The following is a 19,288-nucleotide window of genomic DNA, read 5'->3' on the forward strand; positions in this document are numbered from 1 at the left end:
GCCTCCCTAGACCCTGCAGGCGTGGATGGTGCTGACGAGGATGGCGCGGGCGCCGAGCTCGTACAGCTCGTCCATGATGCGGTTGGTCTGGTTGCGCAGCACCATTGACCGGACGGCTACCCAGTCCGAGTCGCGGAGCGGCGACACGGTCGGCGACTCAAGGCCGGGTGTGAGGGCTGCCGCTGCGTCGACCAGGTCCTTGCGGATGTCGTAATCCATCAGCACGTACTGCCGTGCCACCAGGACACCCTGCAGCCGCCGGATCAGCACGTCCAGCCCAGCCGGGGTGTCCCCGCTGCGCCCAATCAGTACGGCTTCGCTACGCAGGATCGGGTCGCCGAAGATTTCCATCCCAGCGGCCTTGAGCGTGTTGCCGGTTTCGACGACGTCGGCGATGGCGTCGGCGACACCGAGGCGCACCGAGGATTCGACGGCGCCGTCGAGCCGTACCACCGTGGCGTTGACGCCGTGGTCGGCGAGATACCGGCGCAGCAGTCCGTCATAGCTGGTGGCGAGCCGCTTGCCGTCGAGCTGCCCGACGTCGGTGAAGTCGCCCACCGGGCCGGCGAACCGGAAGGTCGAGGCACCGAAGCCGAGCGTCAGACGCTCTTCGGCGTCGACGTCGGCATCAAGGAACAGATCGCGGCCGGTGATCCCGACGTCGAGCGTCCCGGAACCCACGTAAACCGCGATGTCGCGGGGACGGAGGAAGAAAAATTCGACGCCGTTGTCCGGGTCTTCAAGGACCAGTTCACGGGTGTCGCGGCGCTGGCGGTAACCAGCCTCCGCGAGCATGGCGGAAGCGGATTCGGACAGGGCGCCCTTGTTGGGGACTGCTACACGAAGCATAGGGGTTCTTTCGCTGAAGTTTTCGAGGAGGTTCTGCTGGTTACTCACAGCTGGGCACTCACAGCTGTGGTGGGACGGTGGCTATAGATGCTTGTACACGTCGTCCAGGGTCAGACCCTTGGCGATCATCAGGACCTGTAGGTGGTAGAGCAGCTGGGAGATTTCCTCGGCGGCTGCCTCATCCGACTCGTATTCGGCGGCCATCCACACCTCGGCGGCTTCCTCAACCACCTTCTTGCCGATGCCGTGAACACCGGAATCGAGTTCGGCGATGGTGCGCGACCCGTCCGGACGTGCTACGGCCTTGGCGCTAAGTTCAGCAAAGAGTGTTTCGAAGCTTTTCACAACGCCAACGTTACTGGGTTGGCGGCGTTGAGCCTCATTCGGCAAGGTCCGTGTGACAAAGCTCTACCCCTGCCAGGGATCGAGCACTGCTGCGGTGGTCAGCGCGGCAGCGACCGATTCGTAGCCCTTGTCCTCGCTGGACCCGGGCAGCCCCGCCCGGTCCAGCCCCTGCTCCTCGGTGTCGCAGGTCAGAACGCCGAACCCAACGGGCTTTCCGGTCCGGACGCTGACATCGGTGAGACCTGAGGTGGCGGCCTGGCAGACATAGTCGAAGTGCGGGGTGCCGCCGCGGATGACGACGCCCAGCGCCACCACCGCGTCAAAGTGCGGTGCCAACCGGGCGGCGGCAACGGGCAACTCGAAGCTGCCCGGGACGCGGACCACGGTGGGCTGGATTCCGGCATCCGTGGCGGCCCGGAGCGCGCCGGCAAGCAATCCGTCCATAATCTCCGTGTGCCAGCTGGCGGCGACGACGACGAGGCGAAGCTGCCCCTGTCCGGACAGGTGGCTGAGGTCGATGGTTGGTGCGCCGTGGCCGCTCATGAGGGTCTCTTTTCGGTGGGTTGAGGCTGTTGAGGCTGGTGGGTCTGATGATCGGGGTCGGTCAGCTCTGCTGGATCCCGTGGTCTTCCAGCAGGGTCAGCTGGTGGTTCAGCCGGTCCCGTTTGGTCTGCAGGTACCTCTGGTTCTCGGCGCGCGCGGGCACCTCCGAGGGAACCATCGCGGTGACATCGATGCCGTGCAGAACGAGTTTGTCCCGCTTTTCGGGGTTGTTGCTGAGCAGCCGGATGGAGCGCAGACCAAGCTGGCTCAGGATTGCCGCGGCGGCCTGGTAGTCCCGCGAGTCGACCGGCAGCCCGAGCTGTTCGTTGGCTTCGACAGTGTCGGCCCCGGTGTCCTGCAGGGCGTAGGCGCGCATTTTGTTGGCCAGGCCAATCCCCCTGCCCTCCTGGCCGCGCAGATACAGCACCGTGCCGCCCTGCTCGGCGATCAGTTGGAGGGCCTGCTCAAGCTGTTCGCCGCAATCGCAGCGATACGAGGAGAAGACGTCCCCGGTCAGGCATTCCGAGTGCATCCGCACCAGGGGTGTCTCCCCTTCGGGGCCGGAGTCGCTGCTTGCCCCGGGTGGGTTGGCCCCGGCGGAGGACAGGCTCAGGTGTTCAACCCCGGTCACCCCGTCGGTCCAGGCCTGGGTGGTGAACTGACCGAAGGCGGTGGGAAGGGCAACCTCCGGCCCGCCGGTGACGCTGGTGGTGTTCATCGGAGGCCCTTCTCGTCTCTGGTGGGGTCGCTGAGGTGGCTCAGCAGGTCTTTGATGGAGATCAGGGGCACACCGTGGCTGTCGGCGAAGTCCCTGAGGGCGGGTAGTCGCATCATGTGACCCTCGTCATGGACCACCTCGGCGATGACCGCCGCGGGTTCCAGGCCGGCGAGGGCGCACAACTCCAGCCCCGCCTCGGTGTGGCCTGGACGTTCACCGACGCCGCCCGGGGCGCCGCGCAACGGGAACATGTGGCCGGGCCGGGTGAGGTCGGCCGCCGTCGTCGTCGGATCGGCGAGGAGGCGTGCGGTGACCGCCCGGTCGGCGGCGCTGATCCCGGTGGAGATGCCCACCGCCGCGTCACAGGACACGGTGTAGGCGGTGCCCTTGGCGTCCTCGTTGACGGCTGTCATGGGCGGCAGCAGCAGCCGGTCCGCGGCGGCGCCGGAAATCGGAACGCACAGCACGCCCGAGGTGTACCTGACGGTCCAGCCCACCAGCGCGGGGGTGGCGAACTGGGCGGCGAAGATGATGTCGCCTTCGTTTTCGCGCCGCTCATCGTCGACGACGACGACGGCCCGACCCGCTGCCATCGCCGCCACCGCCGCTGGTACCGAATCCAGGCGGACGGCTTGGCCCTGCAGTGCCGTGTGGTGGGCGATCATGGCTGCGGCCCTGCGACCGCCGGAGGGACCGACGGTTTCAGAATTGCCGGTTTCTGGATCGGGATGGTCTGGGTGTTCGGCGTCTGCCAGGCGGGCACCATGAAGCTCATGAGCCGCTCAGCGTATTTGGCCATCACATCCATTTCCAGGTTCACTGAATCCCCGACCTGTTTCAGGCCCAGACTGGTTTCCTGCAGGGTGGTGGGAATCAGCCCGACCTCAAACCAGGGGTCGGGAGCGGACACGGCGCTGACGGCGCTGACCGTAAGTGAGACGCCGTCGACGGTGATAGACCCCTTTTCGGCCGCGTAGCGGGCCAGTCGGGTTGGTAGCCCGAAGCGCAGACGGTGCCAGGCGCCCTGGTTTTCGCGCTCAAGCAGGGTACCGATCCCATCGACGTGGCCCTGCACCACATGGCCATCCAGCCTCCCACTCGCGGGGACGCAACGCTCAAGGTTCACGGTGCTGCCGGCGGCCAGTGATCCGGTGGTGGTTCGCAGCAGGGTCTCCCCCATCACATCGACGGCGATCCGGCCGCCCTCAACACTGGTTGCGGTCAGGCAAACCCCGTTGACGGCGATTGAACCGCCCAGGCCCAGGTCCTCGCCGGTGGTTGGCGCGTCGAAGACCAGGATGGCGCTGGTCTGGTCCGCCGAGACGTCAAGTGAGACAACGCTGCCCTTTTCGGCGACTATTCCTGTGAACATGTACTGGGTCCTTTGCTGCTGGTCTGATGAGAAGCTGCTGGGTCGGCGGGTGCCGGGCTGAGGTGGAAGCGGACGTCGTGTCCGCACTGGGTGATCGCCGCGCCCCCATGCGGGTCGAGCATCCAGCTGCTGGCGTCCCCCAGTGAAGAGATCCCCAGGGCCTGGACCGCTGGCGTGCCGGCACCCAGGAACATCGGCGCCTGGTAGACGATGAGTTCATCGACCAGGCCAGCGGTCAGAAACGCGGTGGCGATGGTGGGTCCGCCCTCGATCATCAGGTGGCCAACGCCGTCGTCGTACAGCTGACGCGCAGCCTCCCCCGGGTCGCGGGTGGTGAGGTGGACGAAGCGCCCGCTGCGGATTGCCGCACCCGCAGGGATGGGGCGACGTCCCATGGCGACCCGGAGGGGCTGCCTTTCCGCGTCGGTCCCGTCGGGGTTGCGGGCAGAGAGTCGAGGATTGTCGGCCAGTACGGTACCTGTGCCCACCAGGACCGCATCGGCGCGCTGCCTGATGGAGTGGCCGTCGCTGCGGGACTCGGTGCCGGTGATCCACTGGCTGGAGCCGTCAACCGCGGCAACCTTACCGTCGAGGGTCTGGGCGATTTTGAGGGTGATGAAGGGGCGGCGGGAACTGGTGGCTTCCCGCCACCGGTGGTTCAGCTGGTGCGACTCATCGGCCAGCAACCCGCCGACCGCCTCGACGCCGTGGGCGGTGAGCCAGCCAGCACCACCAGCGGCAGGGCCGTGGACGTCGTCGGCGGCGTAGACCACGCGGGTGATCCCTGCTGTCGCGATGGCTTCGGTGCAGGGGCCCGTACGTCCGGCATGGTTGCAGGGTTCAAGGGTGCAGATCAGCGTGCACCCGGTCAGGTCCGCCCGCTGCGTCAGGGCGTTGGTGAGGGCATCGACTTCGGCGTGCGGAGTGCCCGCCCCCCGGTGGTAGCCGGAGCCGATCACCGTGCCGCGCTCGTCGAGTACCACTGCTCCCACCAGTGGGTTGGCGCCACGCACACCGCGCCCGGCCAGTCCGATGGCGGATCGCATCGCGTCGCATTCAGCGGCGGAGAAGACAGAGGTCAGGGAGGTCGTGTCCACGGCGTCTACCGGACCGTCGGATCGGGGAGCAGGACATCGATGCGGGGCTTGCTGCGCTCACGGGCGCGCATCCAGACGTAGAACCCGATCAGGGTGAACACCCCATAGAACAGGTACATGAACGCTGACGCGTAGTAGCCGGCGCTGAAGAGCAGTGGCACCCCGACGACGTCGACCGCCACCCAGATGAGCCAGAACTCGACCCAGCCCTTGGCCATGCCGACGGTTGCCAGCAGCGAGCCGACAAACGTCCAGGCGTCCGCCCACACGGGTTCGTAGGAGCCGAGCATCCGGAAGAGGGGTGTCAGCGCTACCGTGCCGACGATCATGGCGACCACCAGGCCGATCCGCGCGCGGCGGGGCGCCCAGCGTGGAGTGACGGCGTGGCCGTCGGCCTGGCTGCTGGCACTCCACTGGCGCCAGCCGTAGACGGCGACGGCGATGAACATGATCTGGCGGCCAGCCTGGCCGAGGAGGTTGGCGGCGTCGGCTCCGCCGAAAAAGGAACCGAGGAAGACGGTGAGGAGCAGGACGTTGCCGATGATACCGACGGGCCAGGCCCAGAGTTTCCGGCGCATCCCGCCGAGCGCGCTGAGGAGCCCGAAGACGTTGCCGATCACCTCGCGGAGCAGCAGCGAGCTTCCGGCGACGGGGATCTGAGCGTCGAACAGCCACCTCAGAAAATCCATGTCGACCCCTTGTCTCGAGCGGTGCGCTCCGGGGTAACGACAGGAACGGCCGGTGCCGTCGGCGGCGCACGAAGGCACCACCAAACCAGCACAGCCAAAGCTGTACGCGCTTCTCCCATCCAGACTTTAACTGTCGGTACCGGAATTTCACCAGTTCAACCGGCCACGCCAGCGCGGTAGCACTGGCAGCGGACGGGTCACGGACTATCACCGCCGGTTCGGAATTACACCGACCCCGGAGCACGTTTGTGTGTATCAGTATTTCATAACCGGATTGGGCGTGTGTCCATTCCCGTCACAAAGCAGCAGAACCCGCCAGGTCCCCGGCCATTCAACCCAAGCGGGGGTGGAGGAGCTGCGCCCTAGTTCTTTTTCTCCGGCTTGAAGTCCACTCCGGCTTCCCTACGCTGCTGCGCGGTGATCGGAGCGGGAGCAGCCGTCAGCGGGTCGAAGCCGCCGCCGGACTTCGGGAACGCGATGACGTCGCGGATCGACTCGGTGCCGGCCATCAGCGCGACGACGCGGTCCCAGCCGAACGCGATGCCGCCGTGAGGGGGCGCCCCGAACTTGAATCCTTCGAGGAGGAAACCGAACTTTTCCTGCGCGTCCTCCTGGCTGATGCCCATCACCGAGAACACCCGTTCCTGCACATCCCGCTGGTGGATACGGATCGAGCCGCCGCCGATTTCGTTGCCGTTGCAGACAATGTCGTAGGCGTACGCCAGTGCGGTCTCTGGATCCTTGTCGAAGGTGTCCAGGTATTCAGGCTTCGGTGAGGTGAACGCGTGGTGCACCGCCGTCCAGGCTCCCCCGCCGACCGCCACGTCGCCGGCTGCGACAGCCGCCGACGCCGGTTCGAACATCGGTGCGTCAACCACCCAGACGAAGGCCCAGGCCAACGGGTCGATGAGACCGGTGCGGTGGCCGATTTCAACGCGTGCTGCGCCGAGCAGCGCGCGGGAGGGAGTCTTCTCGCCGGCGGCGAAGAAAATGCAGTCGCCGGGGTTGGCGCCGACCGCGGCGGGCAGGCCGTCACGCTCGGCCTCGGTGAGGTTCTTGGCGACGGGCCCGCGGAGGCTGCCGTCGTCGTCGACCAGAACATAGGCGAGGCCCTTGGCGCCGCGCTGTTTGGCCCATTCCTGCCAGGCGTCGAGCTGGCGGCGCGGCTGGGACGCCCCGCCGGGCATGACGACGGCGCCGACGTAGGGCGCCTTGAACACGCCGAAATCGGTGTCCTTGAAGAACTCGGTGAGCTCGGTCAGTTCCAGGCCGAAGCGCAGATCGGGCTTGTCTGAGCCGAACCGGGCCATCGCATCGGCGTAGGTCATCCGCTGGATCGGCGTGGGGATTTCGACGTCGATCAGCTGCCAGAGCGCCTTGACCAGGCTCTCGCCCAGGGCAATGACGTCATCCTGCTCCACGAAGCTGGCTTCGATGTCGAGCTGGGTGAACTCCGGCTGACGGTCCGCGCGGAAGTCCTCGTCGCGGTAACAGCGGGCAATCTGGTAGTACTTCTCAAAGCCGCCCACCTGCAGGAGCTGCTTGAACAGCTGCGGAGACTGCGGCAGGGCGTACCAGGAGCCGGGCGACAGACGGGCTGGCACCACGAAGTCGCGGGCACCCTCAGGGGTGGACCTGGTCAGGGTGGGTGTCTCAATTTCGACGTAACCATCCTGGTGCAGCAGCTCGCGTGCCACCCGGTTGGCCTCGGAACGCAGCCGGAGGTTGGCGTTGGGCGCTGGCCGGCGGAGGTCGAGGTAGCGGTGCTTCAGGCGTGCTTCCTCGCCAACCTCCACGTGCTCGTCGATCTGGAAGGGCAGCGGGTCGGAGGTGTTGAGGATGGTCACGGTCTCGGCGATGACTTCGATGCCGCCAGTGGCCAGGGCCGGGTTCTCGTTACCCTCGGGGCGCTTCTCGACGGTGCCCGTGATCTGCAGGACGTACTCGTTGCGCAGTCCGTGGAACACTTCCTCTTCCCGGACCACCACCTGGGCGAAACCCGAGGCGTCGCGCAGGTCAAGGAATGCGACCCCGCCGTGATCTCGGCGGCGGGCAACCCAGCCTGCCAGGGTGACGGTGTGTCCAATGTGCTCAGTCCGTAGCGAACCGAGGTCATGTGTGCGCAGCACAGCATTCCTTCCGGGTGGAGGTGCGGGGCAGAAAAGGGCTACCCGCGTATGAAAAGATCGTCTCGTCCGAGTTTACCGGTGATACCGGGACCCACCCGCCACGGCAGGGATCACACATGGCAATGGCTCATCCACCAGGGACCAATCCGCCAGGCCTTCGACGGCAGCTGGGCGGCTTTGACGCCACGACCGTGGGGATCGGCTCCATGATCGGCGCCGGCGTGTTTGTGGTCTTCGCGCCAGCTGCGGCCTCAGCGGGAAGCTGGCTGCCCCTCGCCGTGGCCATCGCCGGTTTCGTGGCCTACTGCAACGCGGCGGCGTCCGCGCAACTGGCGGCAGTGCACCCGCACAGCGGCGGCACGTATATCTACGGCCGACGCCAGCTCGGCCCCTGGCCCGGGTTCATCGCCGGCTGGAGTTTCGTTACCGGCAAGATCGCCTCGTGTGCAGCGATGGCGCTGACTTTTGGGTTGTACGCCGCCCCGGGTTTTGAGACCGCCGCAGCCGTCGCGGCGGTGGTCGCCCTGACCGTCGTGAACCTGTTGGGTGTCAGTCGTACCGCCCTGATGACCCGGATCATCGTGTCCCTGGTGGTCCCGGTACTCGCTTTCGTGGTGGTCGCCGCCTTCGCCGCCCCCGCACCGTCAGACGCTGTCCAGTTGCCCACCAGCTGGCTTGGAGTGCTGCAGGCCGCAGGACTGCTGTTCTTCGCGTTCGCCGGGTACGCCCGCGTCGCCACCATGGGCGAGGAAGTGCGCGAGCCGCAACGCAACATCCCGGCAGCGATCTTCGGATCCCTTGGCTTCACCCTGGCGCTGTATCTGTTGCTTGCGTGGGGTCTGCTGGCAGCACTGGGCCCGACGGCGCTTGCCGCCTCCGCCGCACCGTTGCGTGAGGTGTTCACTGCCTCGACCTCAGCAATCCCGGCAACTGCTGTCACCATCGCGGCAGCACTCGCCAGCCTCGGAGCCCTGCTGGCCCTCATCGCCGGGGTGGGCAGGACCACGCTGGCCATGGCCCGTGAAGGAGATCTGCCCCGGGCCCTGACCGGGATCTGGCAGCGCTTCGGTGTTCCCTACGCCGCCGATCTGGCAACCGCCGTCGTCGTCATCGGCCTGCTCCTGACCACTGACGTCCTGACGGTGGTCGGATTCTCCAGCTTTGGGGTGTTGATCTACTACGCGATCGCCAACCTGTCGGCGTTTACCCTCACCCACCGGCCGTGGCATTCGCCGCGGGGGCTGAACGTGGTGGGTTTTATCGGCTGTGTGCTGCTGGCCCTCACCCTGCCCACGACGTCGGTGCTCACCATGGTGGCGGTCCTGGCCGCTGGCGTGCTGGGCCGCGTCGTCGTCGTGGGAGTACGACGACGACGCTCCTGACCTTGTGGTGCGGTGCCCGGGTCAGGCGTCGGCTGGCTCGGCGCGGAGCACCGACGGCACGAGATCAACTGCCGGGGGCGTCCAGGTGCCGGGATCGGCAGGTTCCTGGGCGCCGGTGCGGATGTCCTTGACCTCGTGGGTGCCGTCCTCAGCGGTGAACCAGACGAAGGGGATCCCACGACGGTCGGCGAACTTGATCTGCTTGCCGAACTTCTCGGCAGTGGCGGCCACCTCAGCGGAAATGCCGCGGGCTCGCAGGGCCGCGGCGATGTCCTGGGCCGCCGACCAGGAGCTGTCGTCGGTCAGCGAGATCAGGACTGCGGTGGGCACCTGCCGCGACACGGCGGTGAAGCCCTGGCTGAGGATCCGCGACACCAGCCGGGTTACGCCGATCGACAGGCCAACTCCGGGGAACGTCCGGTTGCCTTTGGCTGCCAGGCTGTCATACCGGCCGCCGGAGCAGATCGATCCCAGTGACTCGTGCCCGTTCAGCACGGTTTCGTAGACTGTTCCGGTGTAGTAATCCAGGCCGCGGGCAATGCTGAGGTCGGCAACCACCCGGCCGGGCGCGCGCTTGGACGCTTCGGCGATCACCTGCTCCAGCTCCCCGAGCCCCTCTTCCAGCAGGGGGTCGGTGACCCCGAGGGCGCGGACCTGGTCGACGAATGACACGTCAGCGGTCCGGATCGAGGCGAGCCGGAGGGCGAGGGCTGCCTGGTCGGCGGTGGCACCGAGTTCGGTCTGCAGCAGGGCCGTGACCTTCTCTGCCCCGATCTTTTCCAGTTTGTCGATGCTGCGCAGCACCCCGGCGGTGTCCTCGAGGCCGATGCCCCGATAGAAACCCTCGGCGAGTTTCCGGTTATTGACGCGCACGGTGAACTCGGGAATGGGCAGGGCCGAGAGGGCATCGACCACCACGAGGGCCAGTTCGACGTCGTACCGGAACGGGAGCACGCCGTCGCCCACGACGTCGATGTCGGCCTGGGTGAACTCGCGGAACCGGCCGTCCTGCGGGCGTTCACCGCGCCAGCACTTCTGGATCTGGTAGCGCCGGAAGGGGAACGCCAGGTGGCCGGAGTTTTCGACCACGTAGCGGGCGAAGGGAACAGTCAGGTCGTAGTGGAGGGCAAGGCCGTCGTCGGAGCTGGTTGCCCGGCCGCCGTCGTCGTCGGCCTGAAGGCGCGACACAGCGTAGACCTCTTTGTCGATGTCCCCTTTGCGGAGCAGGTGGGACACCGTCTCGACCGCCCGGGTTTCGATGTTGGAGAAGCCATGCAGCTCGAAGGTTTTCCGCAACGTGTCCAGTACATGCAACTCAACCAGGCGTTCCTCCGGCAGCCATTCGGGAAAACCGGACAGTGAGGCCTTGCGTGCCATACGGCTGAGCTCCTTGCAGGATGTGACATCGGGTTGATGGTCTCCGATTTTACCCGGCTTTGGCGGGGAACCCGGACATCGGTGGGCACCATTTCCGCCTCCGATGTCTAGGCTGACCCCCGCTGTCCGGGTTCCACACCGAAACAGAGGTCGCCGCACAGTCCCCGTGGGTGGGTGCACCGAGATTCCGCTGGCGAACCCTTATGCGTAAAGTAGCCTCTGAGGCTGCGCGGTGCGGGGACGCCGTGGCGATAGACTCGATAGCCCTGAACCATTTGCCGCGAGGTAGCAGGCAAACCAACGAGTGAAAGACTTCTAGCGGTGACACAAAGTCAGCAATCCGACGAAACACCCCGTACCGACGAAACGTCAGGCGACGAGGAAACAACAACTGGTGTTGAGCAGGCGGTTGAGCCCGAGCAGGCTGAATCAGCCGCGCCTGAACCCGAGGCACCCGCACCCGAGGCTGCGGCTCCCGAAACTGAAGCTGAGGCACCCGAGGCTGAGTCAGCCGCGCCTGAAGCTGCCCGCCCAATGTCTTCCCCCGGCGCCGCTCCCAGCCCCGCAGCGATGGCTCCGCGACCCGGCGCGAAACCTGGTGGCAAACCCGGCGCGAAACCAGGCGCAGCAGTCGCCGCTCCCCCGGCGCACAGCACCCCGCTAAGCGAAGCAGCCAAGTTCGCCCGGGTCGAGGACGACGGTCACGTCTTCCTCATCGTCAACGGCGAGGAGCACGCCGTCGGGCAGTACCCGGATGCCTCCAAGGATGAGGCGCTGGCATATTTCGTGCGCAAGTACGACGACGTCGCCAGCCAGATTGTGCTCCTGGAACAGCGCGTCCAGGCGAAGGCACCATCCGCCGACATGCAGAAGACCGCCGGTCATCTGCGGGAGCAGGTCGCAGAGAAGAAGATCGTCGGCGACGTGCTTGCCCTTGAAGCGCGGCTGGACGCTCTGAACGGCCAGATCGCGGAGCTTGTTGCCGCCGAAAAGGCCGAACAGGATGCGCTGAAGTCGGCTGAGCTCGCAGCCCGCGAAGCGATCGTCGCGGAAGCCGAAGAAATCGCTGGCCGCGACCCATCCACGGTGCAGTGGAAAGCCAGCAGCACCCGGATGAACGAGCTGTTCGAGACCTGGAAAGCGGCGCAGAAGAACGGCATCCGGCTTGGCCGCGGCACCGAAGACGGCCTGTGGAAGAGGTTCCGCGCGGCGCGCACCATCTTCGACCGGCATCGTCGCGCGTACTTCTCCCAGCTGGATACCGACAACGCCTCGGCCAAGCAGGCCAAGGAGTCCCTCATCCAGCAGGCCGAGGCGCTTTCCACCTCAACCGACTGGGGCCACACCGCTGGCGAATACCGCCGGCTGATGGATGAGTGGAAGGCCTCCAAACGGGCCAGCCGCAAGGACGACGACGCCCTGTGGGCTCGTTTTCGGGCCGCCCAGGACAAGTTCTTCACCGCCAGGAAAGCAACCAACGAGGCAATCGACGAAGAATACGGGGCAAACCTTGTGGTCAAGGAAGCCCTGCTGGTCGAGGCACGCCAGTTGCTGCCCATCAGGAACCTCGCGGCCGCGAAGAAATCGCTGCAGTCGATTCGTGACCGCTGGGAGGAAGCCGGCAAGGTGCCACGCGCGGACATGGGTCGGATCGAAGCCGGTATTCGCGAGGTTGAGGACGCGGTGAAGGCTGCCGACGACGCCCATTGGGAGCGGACCAACCCTGAGACCCAGGCCCGCACCAACAGTGCTCTGAGTCAGCTGGAAGCCACTATCGCTGCGCTGCAGGAAGATCTGAACGCTGCCGAGAAGGCTGGCGACGCGAAGCGGATCGCTACCGCCAAGGAAGCCCTGTCCGCACGCCAACAATGGATGGATATGCTGCAGAAGTCGGCGCAGGACTTCTCCTAGCGGCACCCGAACACTCAGCCCCGGTGTGGGGTTGTGGATGAGTAGTCTGGTACGTCACCAGTCCGGTTATCCACAACTCGACGCCGGGGCTTTCGCTTTGGGGCCAAACTCGGAATGCTTGGGCCATGTCCCACCTTCGGCTGGGAGCCACTACCGGAGAAACCCCAGCAGAGCCGATCACCTCAACCGGCGGAGTGCTCTTCCGAGCCCATGACATCTTCAGCAGCGTCGAGTTGCAGGCCATGCGCATCGACGGACTGCTGCGCCGTGTCTGCGGGGACTCCTATGCCCGCGCGGACCACCATCTTGACCCCGCCTCCCGCGCCCAGTCTGCGATCCTGTGCGTCCCGGCGTCGTTGCGGGCCAAGGTTGCGCTTGCCCGCCAAAGCGCGGCCTGGGTCTATGGCTGCGCGCCGTTACCCGAAACTGTGAACCTCGTGACGGATCACCGACGCCGCACCACCGCCCTGCCACCGTTCAGTGAAGCCCTGATGCATCAAGTCGCTTTGGGACCCTGCGATGTCCGGGTGGTCGGCGGGGTGGGCGTCACAGCACCCTTGCGGACCGCACTCGATGTTGCAGTGCATGGACATGACGCCTGGGCAGTGCCAACCCTCGTCCGACTGGCAGCTCACCCCGATCTACGGTGTGACCTGGTCCTGGTGGTCAGGGCGTTGGAAGCAACCCGACGCGTTCCTGGCAAGAACCGCGCCCTGGCCCGCCTCCAGAGCGCCATGCACTCGGGCTAGACCCACCCCATTCGGCACCGGCGGTCGACGGCGAGCTAGAGCCTCCGTTGGGCCCCGGTGGTGCGGTAGACGTCAAACACGCCGTCTATCCGCCGGACCGCGTTGAGGATGTGGGTCAGGTACTTGGGATCCCCCATCTCAAAAGCAAACCGGGACAGTGCCACCCGGTCCGTCGAGGTATTCACGCTTGCCGCGAGAATGTTGACGTGGTTCTCGGAGAGGACCCGGGTGACGTCGGAGAGGAGGCTCTTGCGATCGAGCGCTTCAACCTGGATCTCGACCAGGAACACGCTGGACTGGGTGGGAGCCCAGTCGACGTCCACAATCCGGTCCGGCTGATCCCTCAGTTCCTCGACGTTGCGGCAGTCGTTCCGGTGGACTGACACCCCCGAACCGCGGGTAACGAACCCGATGATGGGATCCGGCGGAACTGGAGTACAACAGCGCGCAATTTTGACCCAGACGTCGCCAACGCCGCGCACCGTCACGCCGGAATCGGAGAACTTGGGGCGGCGCGGAGTGGTGGCCACCGCCGTCTCGGCGAGGCTATCTTCGGCACCCTCGTTCCCACCCATCAGGGCGACCAGGCGTTCGATCACGTTCTGGGCGGAGGAATGGCCGTCACCGACCGCCGCATAAAGGGCAGCGATGTCCGCGTGCCTCAACTCCTGGGCCACCGCTATCAGTGCGTCATGGGTCATCATGCGCTGAAGTGGCAGGTTCTGCTTGCGCATTGCGCGGGTGAGCAATTCCTTACCCTTTTCAATCGCCTCTTCGCGGCGTTCCTTGGTGAACCATTGGCGGATCTTGTTGCGAGCCCGCGGGCTCTTCACGAACCCCTGCCAGTCCTGGCTCGGGCCGGCACCCTCGGCCTTGGAGGTGAAGATCTCCACCCAGTCGCCGTGGTTCAGCTCGCTGTTCAGCGGGATCAGCTTCCCGTTGACCCGGGCTCCGATCGTCCGGTGCCCCACCTCGGTGTGCACTGCATAGGCGAAGTCCACCGGAGTGGACCCGGCAGGCAACGCCATAACCTCACCCTTGGGAGTGAACACGAACACTTCGCGGGCGTTGATTTCGAAGCGCAGCGAGTCAAGGAACTCGTCCGGGTCGGCTGTCTCCTGCTGCCAGTCGACCAGACTCCGCAGCCACCCCATGTCGCTGTTATCGGGTCCTTCTCCGGCTTTGCCGCCAGCGCCCTTGTATTTCCAGTGCGCTGCAACGCCGTATTCGGCTCTGCGGTGCATGTCGTGGGTCCGGATCTGAATCTCCACCGGACGTCCGCCGGGTCCGATCACCGTGGTGTGGAGCGACTGGTACATATTGAATTTGGGCATCGCTATGTAGTCTTTGAACCGGCCGGGCAGCGGGTTCCAGCGGGCATGCAGCTGGCCCAACGTTGCGTAGCAGTCCCTCACACTGTCCACCAGCACCCGGATCCCCATCAGGTCATGGATGTCATCGAAGTCCTTGCCGCGGACGATCATCTTTTGGTAGATGGAGTAGTAATGCTTCGGGCGTCCGGTGATTGTCGCCTTGATCTTCACCGACCGAAGGTCTTCGCCGATCTGGGTGCGCACCACTGCCAGGTGCTTTTCCCGTTCAGGCGTACGATCCCCCACCATCCGGACGATCTCTTCGTACACCTTCGGGTGCAGCGCCGCAAAGGACAGGTCCTCGAGCTCCCACTTGATGGTGTTCATGCCGAGCCGGTGCGCGAGCGGCGCGAAGATTTCGAGTGTCTCGCGGGCTTTTCTGGCCGACGACTCGGGAGAGACAAAGCGCCAGGTCCGGGCATTATGGAGCCGGTCCGCAAGTTTGATCACCAGGACACGAATGTCCTTGGCCATGGCGACCACCATTTTGCGAACGGTCTCGGACTGGGCAGCGTCGCCGAAGGACACCTTGTCCAACTTTGTGACCCCGTCCACCAGCATTGCCACTTCGGCGCCGAAGTCACGCTTGATGTCGTCGAGGGTGCATGCGGTGTCCTCGACGGTGTCATGCAGCAGGGCGGCAGCCAGCGTGGTGCCGGTCATGCCCAGTTCGGCAAGGATCGTTGCCACCGCCACCGGGTGGGTGATGTACGGATCGCCGCTTTTTCGCTTCTGGCCCTCGTGGCTGCGCTCGGCCACCAGGTACGCCCGCTGGATCAGGTCGAGGTCTTCCTTGGGGTTGTTGGCCCGGACCGTCCTCAGCAGGGGCTCAAGCACCGGTGAATACCCGTTGGAGGCTCTGCCCGTCAGGCGAGCCAGCCGTGACCGGGTCCGGATTTTCCGATCGGGCAGCGCGCTGTGGTCGGCGCTGGCCGCCGAAGGGGCTGATCCCGATGAGGTCACTGCGACGTCGCGGCTGCGGACGGGCGGTATGGTCGCCGGGGGCACCGGAACTTGGTCAAGCTGGGCGGTCGAAGGGCGCGAAAAGGTGCCAGGGCGCTCCTCACGGTGTTCCGTGTCTGGCCGCTCTGCTGGACCACTGGCATCTGCCACGTACTACCCCGATTCCTCAGCCGTCAGACGGCTGAAAAAGAATTACACCATGCCTCTTCTCCGGCACGCATATTTAAGTTTAGTCCGACGGACCAAACCCTGCTGCACCGATCCCCGGCTGCCGCCAAACTGGGAACAAAAAAACCGTGTCCCGGCCCCCTCAGGGGACCAGGACACGGCCGTCAGGTCGCCGACTGCTCCTGCGACAGTCAGGGCGCAGGGACGGCTTCTGCTGCTTCGACCGACCGGCGATGCAGCACGCGCTTCTCCTGCCGCTTCATGCCCGGCTCGCGCATCCGCAGCCACGCGTAAACGGGTGCGGCGACGAAGAGAGTGCCGATGGTCCCGATGATAATGCCGATGAACAAGGCGAGAGACAGATCCCGGAGGGTACCCGCACCAAGGAGCATCGCACCGATGAAAAGAATCGATGCGACCGGCAACACGGCGACAACCGAGGTGTTGATGGAGCGCACCAGCGTCTGGTTGACCGCAAGGTTTACCTGCTCGCCAAAGGTTCGCTTGGTAGAAACATCGAGGTCGGCGGTGTTCTCCTTGATCTTGTCGAAAACCACCACCGTGTCATACAACGCATAGCTCAACACCGTGAGGAAACCGATCATCGCCGAGGGCGTCACCTCGAAGTTGCTCAGCGAGTACAGACCGGCTGTCACCGTCATGACCACGAACAATCCGCTGAGTGCGGCCACCGACATTTTCCAGGTCCGGAAATACAGGGCCATCAGCACTGCGGCCAGCAGGATGAACACGACCAAGCCAATCAAGGCCTGCCGGCTGACGTCCTCGCCCCAGGTGGGCCCGACGAAGTTGGTAGTGACTTCTTCTTCGGTAACCTCATACGCGCTGATCAGAGCGTCCCGGACGCTGAGGGTCTCATCATCGGAGAGCCGCTCAGTCTGGATACGCATCGTCTGCGGCGCGATGTTCGTGACGCTCGGTACCGCATTTGGTACCACTCCCGTAACAGCCTGCTCACCGAGGGCGATGTCAGTGTTCTCAACACTCGACACCGTGAACTCGGAGCCACCCCGGAAATCGATACCGAGGTTGAAGCCACCCTTGACGATGGGGATGATGATCGACACGAGGACGGCCAACGCTGCAATGGTGAACCACAGCTTGCGCTTGCCGACGAAGGGGTAGGACAGCTTGCCCGAGTAGAGGTCGTTGCCAAATTTGGCGAAACTATTGCCCCGCATTTAGTTTTCCTCCTGGTCTGTGCCATTGCTTCGCGCGGCCAGGGCTTTTTGTTCGGCCAGCCGACGTTCGGCGATGGTGGTGCGTCGGGCGATTTCACCTGAGACTGCCTTGTTCTTGGTGCGGGGGGCTGCCGTCTGCGGTGTTGCCGACGGCATCCGGATACGACCGGCACCACGATAGAGCGGCATAATGCCAAGCTTCTTCGGATCGACACCGGAAAACCGGTGTCCCTCGCCGAAGAACTTGGTCCTCGCCAGCAGGCGCATCACCGGATGAGTGAACAGGAAGACGACGATCAGGTCGGCGACAGCTGTCAATCCGAGGGTGAACGCGAACCCACGAACGTTGCCGACAGCGACGAAGTACAGCACGACGGCGGCCAGCAGGCTGACGGCCTTGGACGCGAGGACGGTGCTCTTGGCCCGGCGCCAGCCGTTCTCTACGGCTGAGACGAGCCCCCTGCCATCTCGGAGCTCATCGCGGATTCGTTCGAAGTAAACGATGAAGGAGTCGGCTGTCTGCCCAATTGCGACAATCAGGCCGGCCACACCTGCGAGGGAGAGCCGGTAGTTTTCGGTCCAGCCCAGGATGCAGATCGCGAGGTAGGTGAGGAAACCTGCCACCACAAGGGACGCAATCGTCACCAGTCCCAGCATCCGGTACTGGAAGATCGAGTAAACGGCGACCAAAATCAAGCCGATGATGCCTGCAATCATGCCGAGCCGGAGCTGGTCGGCTCCGAGAGTGGCCGAGATCTGCTGCTCGCTCTGGATCTCGAAGCTGATCGGCAGTGCGCCGTACTTCAGTTGTTCGGCCAACGCCCCGGCCGACTCCTCCGTGAAGCTACCGCTGATCGAGGGCCGCCCATCGGGGATGACGGCCTGGGTGGTCGGAGCCGAAATGATCGTCCCATCGAGCACAATGGCGAACTGGTTCCGTGGATCGCCCTGACCGAAGGCGAAGAGACGTTCGGTGACTTCCCGGAAGGTCTCGCTGCCCTCGGAGTTGAACTGGATGTTGACCGCCCAGGTGTTCAGTGACTGACCCTGCGCGCCGCGCTGCATGCCGAAGTCGGCGGAGTCGATGTCGGTGCCCGGCACTTCCACCGGCCCGAGAATGTATTTGCCCTGGGTGCCCGGCTCGCAAGCGACCATTGGCTCATCGGCGGGCGCTGCTTCTTCGGCGGGTTCGAGTGCCTCGGGCGATGTGCAGTCGAGGGCCTCGAACTCGGAGAACAGTTCTGCCGTGATCCAGTTGGGATCGCTGGCATTGGTGGGTTCGTCGGTAGGAGCGGGCAGTTCTTCTTCGGGGGTGGGCGTTTCCGCGGCGGGCGCCTGGCCCGGACCGCCAAAGAGTACTGGTCGGAATTCCATCTGTGCCGACGCCTGAATCAGTTCGCGGGTTTCGGCGTCGGGAATACCGGGGAGTGACACAATCACGTTGCGGCCGGACTGGGTGTTGATCTCGGCCTCTGCCACGCCACTGCCGTCGACCCGCTGCCTGATGATTTCCACAGCCTGGTCGAGCTGCTCTTCGGTAATCTCATCGCTGCCGCCCTGCACCTGGGGCGCCAGGATCATCTGGGTTCCACCCTCAAGGTCGAGTGCCAGCTTGGGGCTCCAGCTCGCGGTGCCCCAGATGGACCCGCTGCCCAGGAGAACTGCTAGTAATGCAAACATAACGCCGAGCCAAACGAGTGTCCGTTTGGCTGCCGTGCCTGGGCCGGTACGAGGCATGTGGAATTTCCTTTTATCGAGAGAGCGCGCGTCGGTGGTTCTAGGGGTGGTGGGGCATCACACTCGAGGGTGTTGCCCCACCCGCGGCGCTAGATGTCCTTGTTGTCCCGCTTGTTGTCGTAGTCCAGACGGATGTCCTCGTCTGAGCGGGCGTCAAGACGCTCTGGTCCGGATTCGGGGAGCACCGTGTCATGGTTCGGCTGATCCTGGCCGTCAACAGCAGTGGTCCGGGTGTCGGTGGCCGAGTTGTCGGCGACGGGGCTGGTCAGCGAGGATGCGTCGTCGGGGACGGCCGGCGTTTCTTCGTCATCGGCGGCCGGCTCAGGCTGCACCACCTTGGTGAGGGTCTGCATGTGTACCGTGGCCCTGGCACCGGGACCAAGCTCGAGCACTGCCTTGTTGTTCTCTTCGTCGAGAGAAATCACTGTACCGAACAGGCCGAAGTTGGTCATCACTTCGGTGCCGGGAACCATCTGGGTGCGCTGCTCCTTGATGGTCTTCTGGGTCTTCTTCTGCCTCCGGAACATCATGAAGATCAATGCTCCGAGTGCCAGCGGCAAAAGCAGGCTGAAAATATCGAAGCCTTGCTCTGGGGCGGCAGTCTGGGCTAATAAGGTTGAGAACACAGAGTAGTTCCGTTTCTATATCTTGGGATCCGCACGCACCTGACGTGCCGCACGTCAT

The 19,288-nt window shown here is 65.0% G+C and carries 17 protein-coding genes and 1 riboswitch; of the genes, 3 read left to right on the forward strand and 14 right to left on the reverse strand.

Going from position 1 to position 19,288, the window contains the following annotated elements; genetic code table 11:
- Nucleotides 1-6: 6 nt before the first annotated feature.
- From hisG to aspS, 9 genes are all read right to left on the reverse strand, one after another.
- On the reverse strand, nucleotides 7-849 hold the full coding sequence (hisG, locus tag B384_RS0107080; protein WP_019482420.1) for an ATP phosphoribosyltransferase: 843 nt from the start codon (nucleotides 847-849) through the stop codon (nucleotides 7-9).
- Nucleotides 850-930: 81 nt separating this feature from the next.
- Complete coding sequence (locus B384_RS0107085) at nucleotides 931-1,194, reverse strand: phosphoribosyl-ATP diphosphatase (protein WP_019482421.1); 264 nt, start codon at nucleotides 1,192-1,194, stop codon at nucleotides 931-933.
- A gap of 63 nt (nucleotides 1,195-1,257) precedes the next feature.
- Nucleotides 1,258-1,737: a 6,7-dimethyl-8-ribityllumazine synthase gene (ribH, locus tag B384_RS0107090; protein ID WP_019482422.1), complete on the reverse strand. Its 480-nt coding sequence runs from the start codon at nucleotides 1,735-1,737 to the stop codon at nucleotides 1,258-1,260.
- A 61-nt stretch (nucleotides 1,738-1,798) separates the two neighbouring features.
- Nucleotides 1,799-2,455 carry a GTP cyclohydrolase II gene (locus B384_RS18110; protein WP_019482423.1) on the reverse strand — a complete coding sequence of 219 codons (657 nt, stop codon included), beginning with the start codon at nucleotides 2,453-2,455 and terminating at the stop codon, nucleotides 1,799-1,801.
- Nucleotides 2,452-3,120, reverse strand: coding sequence for a 3,4-dihydroxy-2-butanone-4-phosphate synthase (gene ribB / locus B384_RS18115; protein WP_019482424.1), 669 nt, complete (start codon nucleotides 3,118-3,120; stop codon nucleotides 2,452-2,454). Before ribB ends, B384_RS18110 begins: the two co-directional genes overlap by 4 nt.
- A complete protein-coding gene (locus B384_RS0107100; RefSeq protein WP_019482425.1) occupies nucleotides 3,117-3,827 on the reverse strand; it encodes a riboflavin synthase in 711 nt (236 codons plus the stop codon). The genes ribB and B384_RS0107100 overlap by 4 nt, the downstream gene beginning before the upstream one ends.
- Nucleotides 3,812-4,924: a bifunctional diaminohydroxyphosphoribosylaminopyrimidine deaminase/5-amino-6-(5-phosphoribosylamino)uracil reductase RibD gene (ribD, locus tag B384_RS0107105; RefSeq protein WP_019482426.1), complete on the reverse strand. Its 1,113-nt coding sequence runs from the start codon at nucleotides 4,922-4,924 to the stop codon at nucleotides 3,812-3,814. The genes B384_RS0107100 and ribD overlap by 16 nt, the downstream gene beginning before the upstream one ends.
- A 5-nt stretch (nucleotides 4,925-4,929) precedes the next feature.
- Nucleotides 4,930-5,613, reverse strand: coding sequence for a nicotinamide riboside transporter PnuC (gene pnuC / locus B384_RS0107110; protein ID WP_019482427.1), 684 nt, complete (start codon nucleotides 5,611-5,613; stop codon nucleotides 4,930-4,932).
- Between the two features lie 102 nt (nucleotides 5,614-5,715).
- Nucleotides 5,716-5,861, reverse strand: a riboswitch (FMN riboswitch).
- Between the two features lie 114 nt (nucleotides 5,862-5,975).
- Nucleotides 5,976-7,742: an aspartate--tRNA ligase gene (aspS, locus tag B384_RS0107115; RefSeq protein ID WP_019482428.1), complete on the reverse strand. Its 1,767-nt coding sequence runs from the start codon at nucleotides 7,740-7,742 to the stop codon at nucleotides 5,976-5,978.
- Between the two features lie 116 nt (nucleotides 7,743-7,858).
- Here aspS and B384_RS0107120 point away from each other — a divergent pair, with 116 nt between their 5' ends.
- Entirely contained in the window at nucleotides 7,859-9,124 is a 1,266-nt protein-coding gene (locus tag B384_RS0107120; RefSeq protein ID WP_019482429.1) for an APC family permease, read from the forward strand.
- A gap of 21 nt (nucleotides 9,125-9,145) precedes the next feature.
- Here B384_RS0107120 and hisS read toward each other — a convergent pair whose 3' ends face one another.
- Entirely contained in the window at nucleotides 9,146-10,501 is a 1,356-nt protein-coding gene (gene hisS, locus B384_RS0107125; RefSeq protein ID WP_019482430.1) for a histidine--tRNA ligase, read from the reverse strand.
- Between the two features lie 321 nt (nucleotides 10,502-10,822).
- Here hisS and B384_RS0107130 point away from each other — a divergent pair, with 321 nt between their 5' ends.
- Nucleotides 10,823-12,412, forward strand: a complete 1,590-nt coding sequence (locus B384_RS0107130) for a DUF349 domain-containing protein (RefSeq protein WP_019482431.1) — start codon at nucleotides 10,823-10,825, stop codon at nucleotides 12,410-12,412.
- Nucleotides 12,413-12,537: 125 nt separating this feature from the next.
- Nucleotides 12,538-13,161, forward strand: a complete 624-nt coding sequence (locus B384_RS0107135) for a hypothetical protein (protein WP_019482432.1) — start codon at nucleotides 12,538-12,540, stop codon at nucleotides 13,159-13,161.
- Nucleotides 13,162-13,196: 35 nt separating this feature from the next.
- Here B384_RS0107135 and B384_RS0107140 read toward each other — a convergent pair whose 3' ends face one another.
- The 4 genes from B384_RS0107140 to B384_RS18120 all read right to left on the reverse strand — a co-directional run bounded on the left by B384_RS0107140 (nucleotide 13,197) and on the right by B384_RS18120 (nucleotide 19,230).
- Nucleotides 13,197-15,542 (reverse strand): RelA/SpoT family protein, encoded by a 2,346-nt coding sequence (locus B384_RS0107140; RefSeq protein WP_083850867.1) that lies wholly within the window; start codon nucleotides 15,540-15,542, stop codon nucleotides 13,197-13,199.
- Nucleotides 15,543-15,856: 314 nt separating this feature from the next.
- Nucleotides 15,857-16,867 (reverse strand): protein translocase subunit SecF, encoded by a 1,011-nt coding sequence (secF, locus tag B384_RS0107145; protein WP_019482434.1) that lies wholly within the window; start codon nucleotides 16,865-16,867, stop codon nucleotides 15,857-15,859.
- Nucleotides 16,868-18,604 (reverse strand): protein translocase subunit SecD, encoded by a 1,737-nt coding sequence (secD, locus tag B384_RS0107150; protein ID WP_019482435.1) that lies wholly within the window; start codon nucleotides 18,602-18,604, stop codon nucleotides 16,868-16,870.
- An 89-nt stretch (nucleotides 18,605-18,693) separates the two neighbouring features.
- Nucleotides 18,694-19,230 carry a preprotein translocase subunit YajC gene (locus B384_RS18120; protein ID WP_019482436.1) on the reverse strand — a complete coding sequence of 179 codons (537 nt, stop codon included), beginning with the start codon at nucleotides 19,228-19,230 and terminating at the stop codon, nucleotides 18,694-18,696.
- Nucleotides 19,231-19,288: the final 58 nt, after the last annotated feature.

It is taken from the genome of Arthrobacter sp. TB 23 (assembly GCF_000294595.1).
In the GTDB taxonomy this organism is placed as follows: domain Bacteria; phylum Actinomycetota; class Actinomycetes; order Actinomycetales; family Micrococcaceae; genus Arthrobacter_D.